Raw genomic sequence first — 14372 nt, 5'->3', positions numbered from 1 at the left:
AAAAGCATGGATGGCGTCATGTCAGCTCTTTCCCCCCTGGGGCGCTTCTTTGTATAAGGCTACCGTAAAATCCCGTTTGAGGTAGCCGCGCCTGATTTGGACATTTGCACCTAGTTCCTGTGCGATCTTGCGGACCGTCGAGGGGCGCATGTAGTTATAGGCGATGGAGTCGTCGTCTCCTTCGAGAAGGTTGAAGACAAATCCTCGACGCGAGGCCGCGTAGCAGCGCTCAATGAAACGACGGGTCTCGGCGGGTGTCAGGAGGTTCATCGCCCCGCTGCAGACGTAATAGTCAGCAGCGTCCAGTGCGTCGTGCAGAATGTCGGCCCGTCGGATCTCGCAACCGGTGCGTTTGCGCGCCTCCTCCACCATCGGGTCCATACAGTCGAGGCCGAGATAGTGCAGGGGAGTCCGGCGGTGCTCCCGCAGATAGCAAAAGAGGTCGCCGAACCCGCATCCCGCATCGGTGAGCGTGACACCATCAAGCGTGTCGGGAAGCAGCGACGCGATGACTTCAAAGCGCTTCGACTGGGAGGCATCGGAGTTCCAATGGACACCACCGGCGGTGAGGCCATGGCGCTCGAGGGCTGTCGTATAGAAACAGCGGTTGTCGATTCGGGGCACGCGGCGAAGCTCCTTTTTCCCGCAATTTTAACGCCCGGGGGGTTAGGAACGGCTTCGAGAGGAGGGGTTTTTCCGGTTAACAGAAGTGTTTAGAGTTCTGTTGGCGATGGAGCGTTATAATGTTTCACTTTCATTCTAGAAGATGTTTTGAGCAAAATTGAGACTATTTTGAATATCGGACAATGTTAGGTGAGTCTACCTCTAGTGATGGTTCAACACTATACGCTTCAAAACACTTCAGATGGTAGAATAGAAGCGTATCAGTACCTTTGATCTTGTATTGGTTTACGTCAAATGTACTGTAGAAAACTGGTATGGAGAGTGTTAGAGGATGAAGAATTTTGCATTGATCGGGGCTGCAGGCTATATTGCTCCCCGGCATATGAAAGCGATCAAAGATACGGGAAACAATTTGATTGCAGCCCTCGACCGTTGTGACAGCGTAGGCATTATCGATAGCTATTTCCCGGAGGCCAGCTTCTTTACTGAGTATGAGCGGTTTGACCGCTTTGTGGATAAATGGCACCATAGTCACAGCGACCGTATCGAATATGTCAGCATTTGCTCGCCAAACTATCTGCACGATTCACACATCCGCTTTGCGCTCAAAAGCGGTGCTGATGCCATCTGCGAAAAACCGCTGGTGCTGAATCCGCACAATATAGACCAGCTCAAAGTGATCGAGGAAGAAACCGGAAAGAAGGTCTACAATATCCTTCAGCTGCGTTTGCATCCATCCATTGTCGCTCTGAAAGAGAAAGTCCAGAGGGAACTTGCCGAAAATCCGGACAAAATGTACGATATTGACCTGACCTATCTGACATCGAGGGGAAAATGGTACTTCATCAGCTGGAAAGGCGACGAAAGCAAAAGCGGCGGGATCGCCACGAATATCGGGGTCCATTTCTACGACATGCTGACCTGGATTTTCGGTGATGTGGAGGAAAACATTGTTCACCTGAAAACGCCGTATGCCAATGCCGGACTTTTGAGGCTCAGAAACGCCAATGTCCGATGGTTCCTTTCTGTCGTTTACGACTATATCCCCGACGAAATCAAGGCGCAGGGGCAGCGGACCTACCGTTCGATCACGGTGGACGGCGAGGAGATCGAATTCAGCGGAGGATTCACAGATCTGCATACCCGGTCGTACGAACAGATCCTCGCAGGCAACGGGTTTGGGCTGGAGGAGGCGTATGGTTCCATCGAAACCGTCGCAACGATTCGCAACCTGTCGCCGGTCGGTCTGCACGGCGAGTATCATCCCTTTTGTAAAAAGGTGGAGATCTGAAGATGGACGAACCCAGAAAATTGACACCGGAGGAGTGGAAAAAGCGGTTGCGTTCGAAGGGAAAAGCGGAAGAGGCGGAAAAGCCGGTATCGTTTTTCGTGCATGAATCTGCGTTCGTCGATGCTGAAGTCTTGATTGGTGATGCGACGAAGATCTGGCATTTCTGCCATATTCTGCCGCATAGCCGCATCGGGCGTCAATGTTCGTTCGGCCAGAACTGCGTCGTCGGCCCGAAGGTCGTCATCGGCAACGGCGTGAAAGTACAGAACAATGTCAGTATTTACGAAGGGGTTGAGATAGAGGATGACGTTTTCCTGGGTCCATCGATGGTCTTCACTAACGTTATCAACCCCCGCGCTTTTATCGTCCGCAAAGAAGAGTTCAAGAAGACGCTGCTCAAAAAAGGGTGCACGGTCGGGGCGAACGCAACAATCGTCTGCGGTGTTACGATCGGCCGTTACGCGATGATCGGCGCCGGGGCTGTGGTGACGAAGGACGTGTCTGACTTTGCTTTAATGGCAGGGGTGCCGGCAAGGCAGATCGGATGGGTGAGTATGGCAGGAAACCGGCTTGAGTTGGATGCTGTCGGATTGGCAGTGGACAGTTTTGACCATAGTCACTACAAATTGGACAATGGTAATTTGGTTGTAATGGACTGAACGCATGACAGGTTTGCTAGATCCCCAAAAACAAAACCCACTGTCGAGCTCGTTAATAGTAATCGCTTACAATTTCGAGAGGCTGTAATTGCTGTCTAGATTTAAACCGAAAAGCGAGTTTGGCCGTAATGTTATTACCCTGATGACGGGTACGACGATCGCACAGGCGATCCCCGTGGCGGTCTCCCCGATACTGACACGTCTTTATACGCCGAAGGATTTCGGAGTATTCGCACTGTTCATCTCGGTTGCGGCGGTTTTCGGTTCCATTGCGAGTGCGAGATACGAACTGGCCATTATGCTTCCGAAAAAAGATGAGGACGCCATCAATATCGCGGCGCTTTGCCTGGTTATTATCAGCTTGCTCTCCCTTGTCTTGCTGCTGATCACTGCGGTATTTAATGCAAAGATTACCGAATTGTTGGGGAGTGAAGAGATATCCATGTGGCTCTATCTCGCGCCGCTTTCGGTCTTTCTGATTGGGCTTTTCAATACACTGAAATACTATAACAACAGGCTCAAAAACTATAAAGATATCGCTAAAGCCTCCATCCACAAATCCTTGATGCTGGGAACTGTGCAGATCGTTGTCGGAAGCTTGAAGCCCGGTGTCACAGGCCTGATCATCGGTTCTCTGATTTCCGGTTTTTTTGCTAATACCAGGTTATTGAAAAACACCATTGCCAATCAGAAACTGTCGATTATAAAGCCTCTGAAGATAATCGCCTTGGCGAAACGTTATAAGGATTTTCCAAAGTATTCTTTGTGGGCGACTCTGGCCAATACGCTATCAAATCATCTTGTTAATATTTTGATATCCATTTTTTACAATGTAACCACGCTTGGTTACTACTCTTTGGTTCAGAGAGCACTGGGTATGCCGGCATCACTCGTCGGCAGCGCGATTGGTCAGGTTTTTTTTGAACAGGCGACGAAAGAAAAGCAGCATACTGGAAACGCCACCGAAACGTTTAGCAGCGCAGTAAAAAAACTTCTTCTTATTGGGCTTCCGACATTCAGTGGCCTATTTATTGTTATTGAAGACTTGTTTGCCATAGTATTTGGTGAAGAGTGGCGGATTGCCGGAGAGTATGCGAAAATCTTGATTCCACTATTCCTCATGCAGTTTGTTGCTTCATCGATCAGTACGATCAATATCGTTTTTGAAAAACAAAATATCGGACTTCTAATAAATATTACTTTACTCGCGTCTTCCACAAGCTTACTGTTCATTGCAAAGATGTTTGCTCTTGAGATTGTTGAATTCCTGTATTTATTTTCAACAATTTTATCATTTGAGTATTTTATTTTTTTCATTTATTATTTATCACTTTCAAGAGGTAAAATATGAAATTCTTGGTACTAAAAATTATATATGTAATAAATCGAATTTTATATCCTGACTACGATGTTAAAAATTCTGTTCACCCTCAGTTGATCATATTCAAGATGGGATTTTTCCAGAAAATATTGGGCTTTAACCGTCATGTACCTTGGCCCGTACATTGGACTTCTACCATCAATGCCCCCGGAAACATCGTTCCGGGAACGAGAACACCAGGACTTGGAAAAGGTTGTAACATAGACGGACGCAATGGCATAATTCTTGAAGAGAATGTATGGATCGGACCGGGAGTATCTCTTGTCAGTATGAATCATGATGTCTTGAATTATCATAATTATGTTAAAACGGAACCGATTATTATCAAAAAGAATAGCTGGATAGCAACCAATGCCATTGTATTGGCGGGCGTTGAACTGGGTGAACATACTGTTGTGGCGGCTGGAGCGATTGTGACTAAATCTTTTCCTGAAGGGAACCAGGTTTTAGCAGGAAACCCTGCAAAAGTTGTCAAAAAACTTGGGGAATATAATTCTGGGCATGAATAAATACTTTAATCCGAAAAGTTATGTAAACTTTTTCCTGAACAAGACTATTACAATCCTGTCGCCTTTGATCGCAGCATGGGAAAAGAAGTATATCAGTAAATATTCATCGCTTTCTTTAAAGCATCAGCCAGTCTTCATCATAGGTGCTCCACGAACCGGTTCAACGATACTCTATCAAACGTTGACAAATCAATTGGATGTTCTATATATAGACAACCTTGTATGTAGATTTCACAAACACCTGTTTTTTGGATTTTGGCTTAGCAATAAATTGTTTAAACAGAAAGCGCATAACTGTTTTAGATCGAATCATGGCAATACTGCCGAATACGGATTGAGGGCTCCGAGTGAGTGCGCTGGATACTGGTATCGCTGGTTACCAAAAGATAGACATTTTATAGATTACGATGATATTACGGATATGATGGTCCAAGAAATTCGGCAAGAAATTTCTGCCGTTATAAACTATTTTGACAAGCCCCTGATCTTTAAAAATCTTAATGCCGGACAGAGAATGAAGCTGATTACCAGAGCTTTCCCGGATGCCAAATTCATCTTCATTAAACGAGATCCCCTTTATACGGCTCAATCCATTTTGAAGGCCAAAAGGAGCATTGGCATCGATGATAATACATTCTGGTCAGTTATGCCAGAAAATGTAGAAAGATTGAGACAGTTGAATGCCTATGAACAGATCGTCAAACAGATCTACTATCTTGAAAAACAGATCAATGTAGACAAAAAGTTGATAAGACGTGGTCATCTCCTGGAAGTCCATTACACGGATTTGACAGATACCTCCAAATCCCAAATTATAAAAGAGTTTTTGAATGGCAATATTGAAAGGAAAGCATTTCAGCCATCAGATATCCGTGTTAGCGAGAAAGATTCTTTGCCGGAAGCGGAAATTCATGCACTGAAACAAGAGATCGCCAAGCTTGACTGGAAAGCCTACAATGACTGATAAACAAAAATACAGAGCATTCTGCAAAACCGAGAATGAGATTCCGATATTCAGCAAAGACTGGTGGCTGGACGTAGTTTGCGGCGAAGTCAACTGGGATGTGGTCTTGATAGAAAAGGGGGGAGAAGTCGTTGCCTCCATGCCCTATTTTAGGATAAAGCGATTGATATTCACATTGATTGCGATGCCAAAACTCACACAGAATATGGGAGTCTACATCAAATATCCCAAAGGGCAAAAGTACTATAAAAAGCTTTCCTGGGAAAAAGAGATCATGACAGATCTCGCCGAGAAGCTTCCGGATGTAGACAGGTTTTCCCAAACGTTTCATTATCGTGTTACAAACTGGCTGCCCTTTTACTGGCAAGGCTATGAACAAACGACCCGGTATACGTATGTTATAGACGAGAACACTTCTATGGAAGCCTTAGATAGTAGTTTAGAAACAGATATTAGAAGAAGAAGAAGAAAAGCTGATCAAAGCGGAATAAGAGTGATTGAGAAAAACGATCCGCATAAGTTCTATACCTTAAACAAAATGACTTTTGAGAGACGAGGGAAGGATATTCCGTATTCATTCGAAACCGTGGAGAAGATTTATCATGCCTGCCAAAAAAACGGTCTATGCAAAATATTTTTTGCGGAGACTAAGGATCACCGGGACATTGCGGCAGCTTTTCTAATTGCCGATGAAAACTCAGTTTATTACCTGATGGGTGGCATTGATCCGAAGTATAAAAATTTGGGAGGCATGGACCTGATATTACACGAGAGCATTCGGTTTGCTTTGGAAAATAACAAGAGTTTTGATTTTGAGGGAAGCATGGTCCAGAGCATTGAGAAATATTTCAGATCATTCGGTGCGGTTCAAAAACCCTATTTTCAAATTACAAAGACCAATTCAAAGCTCTTGAAAGCCTTGACCTTGGTCAAAGAACTCCTGAAATGATAGTCGTTAGCATTCCCGACAACAATCTCAAGGAGAGGACGTACATCGTCGACATGATGTTGGATGTCTTTCTGGGACTGGATTACGAGCTAAAAACCGGATCTACGCATTATGAAATCCTTTTGGAAAATGGCAACAAGCTCATCGTCGAGGACCATTTTTTCAACAAATTTCCAAACAATTTGGAATATTTGGAAGCCGACAATATTCCACTGGCTGTAAACTTCCAGTCGAATACTGAAAACCGATTCATCCCCGAAAATGATATTCCGGTGATATATGGGATTGACAGACTAGAGTTGAAAAGCGGAAAGCAGCAGTCACAAACTGTTGCAATAACCTGCGGCATCGACATCTTTGCCTCCGCCTTTTTCATGCTGACCCGCTGGGAGGAGCATGTGCAAACGGGACGGGATGGGCACGGACGTTTCCCCGCCACGGCGTCATTGGCGTATCAAAACGGCTTCTTACACCGTCCCGTTGTCAATGAATACGCCGAAATGCTCTGGAACATGCTGGAACATCTCGGTATCAACCAGAAACGAAAAACCAGTAACCGTCAGCTTTTCCTGACCCACGATGTCGATCAGCTCTATTTCTGGAAAAACGCCAAACAGCTTCTACGCATCACTACTGCAGACTTTCTCAAGCGGCACGACCCAAAATTGGCCCTGGAGCGGTTCCGGGAATTTTTACGTGTCGAAAAAGGGCTGCAAAAAGACCCGTTCGACACCTTCGACTGGCTGATGGATCTTTCGGAGTCTATCGGCACTACGTCCCGGTTCTATTTCATGAGCGGCGGAGTGACGGCTTACGACAACCGCTACCGTATCAACGAGCCCAGGGCTGTGGAACTTATGCAAAAGATCAAGGAACGCGGGCATATCATCGGCATTCATACTAGCTATAACAGCTATAACGATCCCGAACAGTTCGCAAAAGAGAAAGCATTGCTGGAAGAGGCGTGCGAATGCGAGATCACGGAGGGAAGGCAGCACTACCTGCGCTTTGACGTGCCGGCGACATGGCGGGTCTGGGAAGAAAACGGCATGGAAACGGACAGCACCTGCGGGTATGCCGACAGCATCGGCTTCCGGTGCGGTACGGGCGACGCGTTCCGCGTGTTCGACATCTTGAAGCGGGAAACGCTCAGTCTCAGGGAACGTCCCCTGGTCGTTATGGACTGCAGCCTTTTTGATTATCAGGGTTTGGGTGAGGAAGAGGCTTTGAAGGCGGTCGCAAAGGTCCGGGAGGCGGGAAGTTCGGTGACGTTTTTATGGCATAACTCCTATGGGAAATATCGTGGATTTTACGAGAAACTGATAAAGGGGATTGAGTGAAAAAAGTCGTTTCGATTGTGCTAAACAACTTTTTGAATGATGCCAGAGTCTTGAAAGAGAATATCTCGCTTCAACAGGCTGGCTACGAAGTGAGAGTTGTGGCACTTCATGAAGAGGGTCTGCCTGAATATGAGAATATTCGAGGTATTCCTGTCTACCGCATTCGGCTGAAGACAAAAGATTGGTCCAAAAACAAAGCAGTGCAGCTCATCAAATATGTGGAATTTCTTTATAGAGTCATTCGCGATCATAAAGACGGGGACATTTACCACTGCAATGATCTCAATGCACTGCCCGTCGGCGTTATGATCAAAAAGATCTTTAACAGGGGTGCAAAGGTTGTCTACGACAGTCATGAGTATCAGACCCAGCGGGCACACATCAGCAGGCTTGGCAGCAGGATCGCCTTTTACCTGGAAAAACTTCTGCTTCCCTCCTGCGATGCAGTGATCGTCGTCAGCGACTCCATTGCCGGGGCGTATGCGGAGGATTACAGCATCGAGAGGCCGGAGGTTATTCTGAATGCGCCGAATTATCACACCGTGCAAAAAAACGCATATTTCAAAGAACAATACCATTTGACTTCCGAAGACCTCATTTTTCTCTATCAGGGGCGATTGGGCAGAAAAAGGGGCATTGAAAAGCTTGTTGAGGTTTTTGAGTATCTGCCAAAAAACTATCATCTGGTACTTATGGGGCATGGTACGGAGATCAAAAGCTTTCTTGAAGGCATAACCAATAAAAACGTGCATATTCATGAAGCTGTCAAACCCGATGAGATTCTAAACTATACCGCTTCAGCGGACATTGGCGTCCATCCTATACCTGGTGACGGTATTTTGAATCATGACTACTGTCTGCCCAACAAAGTTTTCGAGTATACCATGGCCAATATCCCGATGATCGTTTCCGCACTTCCGGAAATGCAGCACTATGTGGAACAAAACGGCTTGGGTATTGCTGTCGCTTTTGAGCAGGACGCGGAAGCTGTTGCCCGCCAAATTATCCATTTTTGTGAAACGGATTTGGAGCAGTATTCAAAACGATTGCATGACACTGCAATGCTGTTTAACTGGGAACATGAAGAGAAAAAGCTGTTCGATCTTTATAGGGAAGTTTTATGATTAAAATTGTCACGATTGTCGGTGCGCGTCCCCAGTTTATCAAAGCTGCTGTTGTAAGTAGAGTGATTGCTTCTACTCCTGATGTGCAGGAGGTGATTGTCCATACCGGGCAGCATTATGATGCCAACATGAGTGACATTTTTTTTGAGGAGATGCAGATTCCGAGACCGAATTACAATCTCAAAGTAAATGGGCTTTCCCACGGTGCCATGACGGGGCAGATGCTGGAGAAGATTGAAGGTGTCTTATTGCAGGAAAAGCCTGATTGGGTATTGGTATACGGGGATACGAATTCAACCCTAGCCGGGGCCCTCGCAGCAAAAAAACTTCATATCAGAATTGCCCATGTTGAAGCAGGATTGCGTAGCTTCAATATGAAAATGCCCGAAGAGATAAATCGTATATTGACCGACCGCATCAGTGATATGCTTTTCTGCCCTACGGATACTGCTGTCAATAACCTTGCAAATGAGGGGTTTTTTGTTGACATGGAAAAAGGTGCGGATAATAAAGGGGGATTTGGGACAGTTGTTAGAACGGGTGATGTCATGAAGGATGCCGCGCTCTTTTATACCGCATTAGCGAAAAAGCCGGATACGCTTCAGGACTTTAAGCTCTCCTCTTTTGTCCTTGTAACTGTACATCGGGCTGAAAACACGGATTGCCCTGAAAGGTTTCAGTCGATTTTTACAGCACTCAATACAATTGCGAAGGATGCCCTTGTTGTCCTCCCTTTACATCCGAGAACCAGAGGGAAGCTCCAAACTTTTGGTCTAAACGTTGATACTTCCAATTTGATACTTATTGATCCCGTGAGTTATTTAGAAATGATTTATCTGCTTAAGAATTGTATGCTGGTCATGACGGATAGTGGCGGCCTGCAGAAAGAAGCCTATTTTTTTAATAGGCCCTGTTTGACATTACGTGATGAGACGGAGTGGGTTGAACTGGTAGAAGAGGGGGAAAATGCACTTGTCGGCGCGGATGGAGAAAAGATCATTGAAGCCTGGGGCAATGCTCTAAAACCGAAAAAGCTTACAAGTCGCCGAAAGGATCTTTATGGGGATGGGCATGCCGGCGAGAAAATCATCAGGGCACTAAGGGAAGCTTAAATGAACCGGATCTGCCACCTGACTTCGGTCCACCCCCGTTACGATACACGGATTTTCGTTAAAGAGTGCCGGTCGCTGGCGGAGTCGTTTGACGTGCTCCTGATCGTTGCGGACGGCAAGGGTGATGAGGTCAAAACGGGTGTGCGGATCGTAGATGCCGGGGCGTCCAAAGGCCGGACCGATCGTATCGTGAATGCCGCGAACAGGGTGTACCGCAAGGCCCTGGCACTCGATGCCGATCTGTACCACTGCCACGATCCTGAGCTGCTTTGGGCCGCCCTGAGGCTTAAACGGCGGGGAAAGACTGTGGTATTCGACATACATGAAATGGTCACGGAACAGATCAAGTCGAAACACTATCTTCCGAAATGGCTGCGCACGGGGGTATCGCTGACGTACGGGATGCTGGAACGTGTCTTGTTGCCGAAACTTGACGGGCTTGTCCTCGCCGAAGCCTCCTACCGTTCCCGCTACACGCCGCTGAACGATACCGTTGCCGTCGTGCAGAATATGCCGGACGCCTCCTTCCTGGCGCCGTTCGTCTCTTCGCAGCGGGACCGGAACGAACTCTTCTACGTCGGGGCGATCTCGGATGCGCGGGGGCTGGATGTGACGCTCCGTGCGTTGAAGCTGCTCAAACAAAAAGGCGTGGCGTTCAAAATGCATTACATCGGCAACCTGCAGGGCAGCACGCGCGACGGGCTTGATCTCGAGGGCATTGAAGAGGAGGTCGTATTTTACGGCCGCCTGACGCTGGATGAGGCGTACGGGCTGTCGCTGCATGCGAAAGCGGGCCTGTCGGTCCTGCAGCCCATCGGGAACTACCTGCACTCCTATTCGACAAAAATATTTGAATACATGGCAATTGGTCTGCCGGTGATCACCTCCGACTTCGAACTGTACAAGGATGTTGTCGAGAAACACCAGTGCGGGCTCTGCATCGATCCCCGTTCCCCGGAAGCGCTGGCGGAGGCGATCGTTTTCCTGTTCGACCATCCGGACGCGGTGGCACGGATGGGTGAAAACGGGAAAGAGGCCGTGCATTCGGTCTACAACTGGTTGCATGAAAAAGCGGCGCTTATGCAGCTTTACGGGGCGGTGATGCAATGACGATCTGGATCATCAACCATTATGCCGTGACGCCGGGCCATCCGGGTGGAACGCGCCACTATGATCTTGCCCGGGTACTGACCGCGCGCGGCCATGACGTCACGGTGATCGCCTCGAGCTTTCATTATGCGACGCTGGCCGAGACGAAACAGTATGGCGAAGGGGAGACGTTTCAGGTCGAAATGCTGGAAGGCATCCGGTTCGTCTGGGTCAAGACCGCACCCTACCGCGGCAACGGCTTCGGCAGGGTGCGCAGCATGTTCGAATTTACCTGGAAGCTGCGCCATTTGCGTGAACTCGACCTGCCGATACCTGAGGTTATCGTCGGGTCGTCAGTCCATCTTTTTGCCGTCTTCGGCGCCTATAGGCTAGCCAAGGCGTTGCACGTTCCGTTTGTCATGGAGGTCCGCGACATCTGGCCACGGACGCTGGTGGACATGGGAGTGCCTCGGTGGCACCCCTTCGTCCTGCTGCTGGGCGTACTGGAACCCTTCCTGTACCGGCGCGCGGTGCGGATCATTACACTTCTTCCCCGGGCAGGGGAGCATATCACGGCTTTCGGCGTAGCCAGGGAGAGGGTGCATTGGGTCTCCAACGGTGTCGATCTTACGCCATTCGACTCCGTACAGCGGTCGCATCTGCTCGATCCCGCGAAGTTCAACGTCCTCTATGCCGGTACGATGGGACAGGCGAACAACCTGGAGCCGCTGATGGCTGCCGCTGCACTGCTGGCTGCTAGGGCGGACATCCATATTACCCTGGTGGGGAGCGGACCGCTGAAGGAGGCATTCGCAGGGCAGGCTGAAAAGCTCACGAACGTCACGGTTCTGGATGCGGTCCCCAAGGAAGCGGTCGCACCGCTGCTCGCCGAAGCGGATCTGCTCTATGTCGGCCTGAAAGACCTGCCGCTTTACCATTACGGGATGAGCATGAACAAGGTATTCGACTATATGGCGGCGGGGCGTCCGGTCGTTTTCGCCGCTGCCGTACCCGAGAACCCGGTCGAAAAGGCAGGTTCCGGTCTGATCGTCCGGCCGGACAATCCGGACGCGATTGCAAATGCGATCTTGACACTATATAATTACACACCGTCGGAGCGCTCGGCTATGGCAGCGAAAGGGGAGATGTATGTACGTTTTCACTTTGGCATGGATGTCATCGCAGGAGCATTTGAGTCGGTTTTGAAAGAGGCAATAGATGAGTATAAAACAGATTGATTTTGGCAGTAACCGGCTCGGTTTTATCGTTATTTTGATGGCGGTAGCGTACCTTTTTTCGCTTTTGATCCGTATGATATGGGTCTACCAGATGGGGGGCGTCGCTGATTTCCATTGGAACGGTCAGCTGATGATCAATACCAACGACGGCTACTACTTCGGTGCGGCGGCGCAGAAGGTACTGGAGGGGGTGCATCAGTTCAACCCACGGTTACCTGACTGGCTGGGGTCGGGTGTCGTCTTTTTGACGGTCTTGTTAACGAAATACACGCCGTTTTCCCTTGACACCGTCATGCTCTATCTCCCGGCCGTCGTTTCGAGCATTGTCGTCGTGCCGGTCATTCTGATAGGACGCCTCTACGGATCGGCACTTCTGGGCTTTTTCGCGGCATTGATCGGTTCGATTGCCTGGAGCTACTATAACCGCACCATGACGGGATATTACGATACGGATATGTTCTCGGCCATGATGCCGATGTTCATCCTCTATTTCCTGCTGGCAACCCTGGAGACGGAAAAGCGCATCTTCATGCTGCTGTCGGCACTTTCGATTATGATCTACCCGTTCCTTTACGATTCGGGGCTTTCACTGATCTATGCGATGGGGCTGCTCTATATGGGGTATATGGTCATCTTCCACCGCAATGATACGTTCACGTGGCACTCTATCATCCTGATTGCCGTTGCGCTGATGGGTATCCCCACGGCTGCGAAGTTCGTACTGATCATCGGACTCTACTTGCTCTTTTCGAAAACAGCGTTTACCCAGCAGAAACTGATGATCGCCGCGGGGATCACCGTCCTGCTCTTTTTATACACGGGCAACGTCTTCTCCCTGATCTGGGCGAAGTTCTCCACCTATTTCTACCGAGGCGTCGACGAGAGCGGCGGTCTTCGGTTTTACGAAGTGGCCCAGACCGTGCGCGAGGCGGGGAAGATCCCGTTTGAGATGATGGCCAACCGCATCAGCGGTTCCGTCGCGGCGGTCCTGGCGGCACTGGCAGGCTATATCGTCCTGGTGGTGCGCCACCGCGGGTTTATCCTGGCGCTGCCGCTGATCGGGATCGGCATTTTTTCACTGTGGGGCGGTCTCCGTTTTACCGTTTATGCCGTTCCGGTAGCGGCGATCAGCGTCGTCTATCTCTTTTACATGCTGACATTTCAGTTGGCCAACCACTGGGCCCGCTACGGCGTAGTGGCTGCACTGACGGGATTAGTGCTCTACCCGAATATTACGCATATTCTCGGGTATAAGGTCCCGACGGTCTTCAGCGTGCCCGAAGTGCAGGCGCTGGATAAGCTCTCAAAAACGGGAAGCCCGAAAGATTATGTCCTGACCTGGTGGGACTACGGCTATCCCATCTGGTTTTACGGGGATAAAAACACGCTGATCGACGGCGGGAAACACAACCATGACAACTTTATCGTATCGCAGATGGTGTGCAGCGAATCGCAGCTTGAAGCGGCCCGGCTGGGGCGCCTGGCTGTCGAGGCCTATGTCGCCGCCGACTATAAAAAACCGGCGGCGGATATTCTGTTCCGCAACAATCAGCCCGATCAGGTAGAGCCCAACGCCTTCCTGGAATCCCTCCGCTACGGCGAGATCACGCTGCCTGAAAGCACACGCGATATTTTCGTCTACCTGCCGCTGCGAATGCTCGACATCTTCCCGACCGTTTGTACGTTCAGCAACCTCGATCTCAACTCCGGGCAGCGCTATGCCCCTCCGTTCTTATACGTAACGTCGCAATTTCAGGAACAGCAGGGGATGCTGCTCCTTGGCAACGGGATCACCCTTGACCAGCGCCGCGGTATTATCAGGGCCGGAGGGCAGGAAGTCTCCCTCAAAGCTTTCTACACGACCGGCCTTTCGGCCAACGGAGACGTAGAAGTCAAATCGCAGCTGGTCAAGATGGACGGTACCCTTTCACTGATCTATATGGCATCGTACGGCCGGATGCTGCTGCTCGACGATTCGGTACTGAATTCCAACTATATTCAGATGTTCGTGCTGGGGCGCTACGACCCGGCGCTCTTCGAGCCGGTCGAGATGTCACCTTATGTCAAAATATTCAGGGTTAAAAACTGACCG

Annotated in this window: 13 protein-coding genes; 12 read left to right on the top strand and 1 reads right to left on the bottom strand. The window is 49.2% G+C overall.

Annotated elements, in window-relative coordinates; translation table 11 throughout:
* Positions 1–21: 21 nt before the first annotated feature.
* Positions 22–624 (bottom strand): class I SAM-dependent methyltransferase, encoded by a 603-nt coding sequence (locus tag ACXWTF_RS09675; protein ID WP_461714790.1) that lies wholly within the window; start codon positions 622–624, stop codon positions 22–24.
* A gap of 331 nt (positions 625–955) precedes the next feature.
* Here ACXWTF_RS09675 and ACXWTF_RS09670 point away from each other — a divergent pair, with 331 nt between their 5' ends.
* The 12 genes from ACXWTF_RS09670 to ACXWTF_RS09615 all read left to right on the top strand — a co-directional run bounded on the left by ACXWTF_RS09670 (position 956) and on the right by ACXWTF_RS09615 (position 14369).
* Positions 956–1915, top strand: coding sequence for a Gfo/Idh/MocA family protein (locus ACXWTF_RS09670; RefSeq protein WP_461714789.1), 960 nt, complete (start codon positions 956–958; stop codon positions 1913–1915).
* Positions 1916–1917: 2 nt separating this feature from the next.
* Positions 1918–2574, top strand: a complete 657-nt coding sequence (locus ACXWTF_RS09665; protein WP_461714788.1) for an acyltransferase — start codon at positions 1918–1920, stop codon at positions 2572–2574.
* An 88-nt stretch (positions 2575–2662) separates the two neighbouring features.
* Positions 2663–3925: a lipopolysaccharide biosynthesis protein gene (locus ACXWTF_RS09660; RefSeq protein WP_461714787.1), complete on the top strand. Its 1263-nt coding sequence runs from the start codon at positions 2663–2665 to the stop codon at positions 3923–3925.
* On the top strand, positions 3922–4464 hold the full coding sequence (locus tag ACXWTF_RS09655) for an acyltransferase (RefSeq protein ID WP_461714786.1): 543 nt from the start codon (positions 3922–3924) through the stop codon (positions 4462–4464). Before ACXWTF_RS09660 ends, ACXWTF_RS09655 begins: the two co-directional genes overlap by 4 nt.
* Positions 4457–5428 (top strand): sulfotransferase family protein, encoded by a 972-nt coding sequence (locus tag ACXWTF_RS09650; RefSeq protein ID WP_461714785.1) that lies wholly within the window; start codon positions 4457–4459, stop codon positions 5426–5428. Before ACXWTF_RS09655 ends, ACXWTF_RS09650 begins: the two co-directional genes overlap by 8 nt.
* Positions 5421–6377 carry a GNAT family N-acetyltransferase gene (locus ACXWTF_RS09645; RefSeq protein WP_461714784.1) on the top strand — a complete coding sequence of 319 codons (957 nt, stop codon included), beginning with the start codon at positions 5421–5423 and terminating at the stop codon, positions 6375–6377. Before ACXWTF_RS09650 ends, ACXWTF_RS09645 begins: the two co-directional genes overlap by 8 nt.
* The gene (locus ACXWTF_RS09640; protein WP_461714783.1) at positions 6374–7717 is read left to right on the top strand and encodes a polysaccharide deacetylase family protein; all 1344 of its coding nucleotides are present in this window, start codon (positions 6374–6376) and stop codon (positions 7715–7717) included. Before ACXWTF_RS09645 ends, ACXWTF_RS09640 begins: the two co-directional genes overlap by 4 nt.
* Positions 7714–8841 (top strand): glycosyltransferase, encoded by a 1128-nt coding sequence (locus ACXWTF_RS09635; protein WP_461714782.1) that lies wholly within the window; start codon positions 7714–7716, stop codon positions 8839–8841. Before ACXWTF_RS09640 ends, ACXWTF_RS09635 begins: the two co-directional genes overlap by 4 nt.
* A complete protein-coding gene (gene wecB, locus ACXWTF_RS09630; protein WP_461714781.1) occupies positions 8838–9953 on the top strand; it encodes a non-hydrolyzing UDP-N-acetylglucosamine 2-epimerase in 1116 nt (371 codons plus the stop codon). The genes ACXWTF_RS09635 and wecB overlap by 4 nt, the downstream gene beginning before the upstream one ends.
* Complete coding sequence (locus ACXWTF_RS09625; RefSeq protein WP_461714780.1) at positions 9954–11063, top strand: glycosyltransferase; 1110 nt, start codon at positions 9954–9956, stop codon at positions 11061–11063.
* A complete protein-coding gene (locus ACXWTF_RS09620) occupies positions 11060–12280 on the top strand; it encodes a glycosyltransferase family 4 protein (protein ID WP_461714779.1) in 1221 nt (406 codons plus the stop codon). Before ACXWTF_RS09625 ends, ACXWTF_RS09620 begins: the two co-directional genes overlap by 4 nt.
* A complete protein-coding gene (locus tag ACXWTF_RS09615; protein WP_461714778.1) occupies positions 12261–14369 on the top strand; it encodes an STT3 domain-containing protein in 2109 nt (702 codons plus the stop codon). The genes ACXWTF_RS09620 and ACXWTF_RS09615 overlap by 20 nt, the downstream gene beginning before the upstream one ends.
* The last annotated feature ends 3 nt before the right edge of the window (positions 14370–14372 follow it).

This window comes from Thiomicrolovo sp. ZZH C-3 (assembly GCF_054862725.1).
This window is presented reverse-complemented; position numbering and strand designations above follow the sequence as displayed.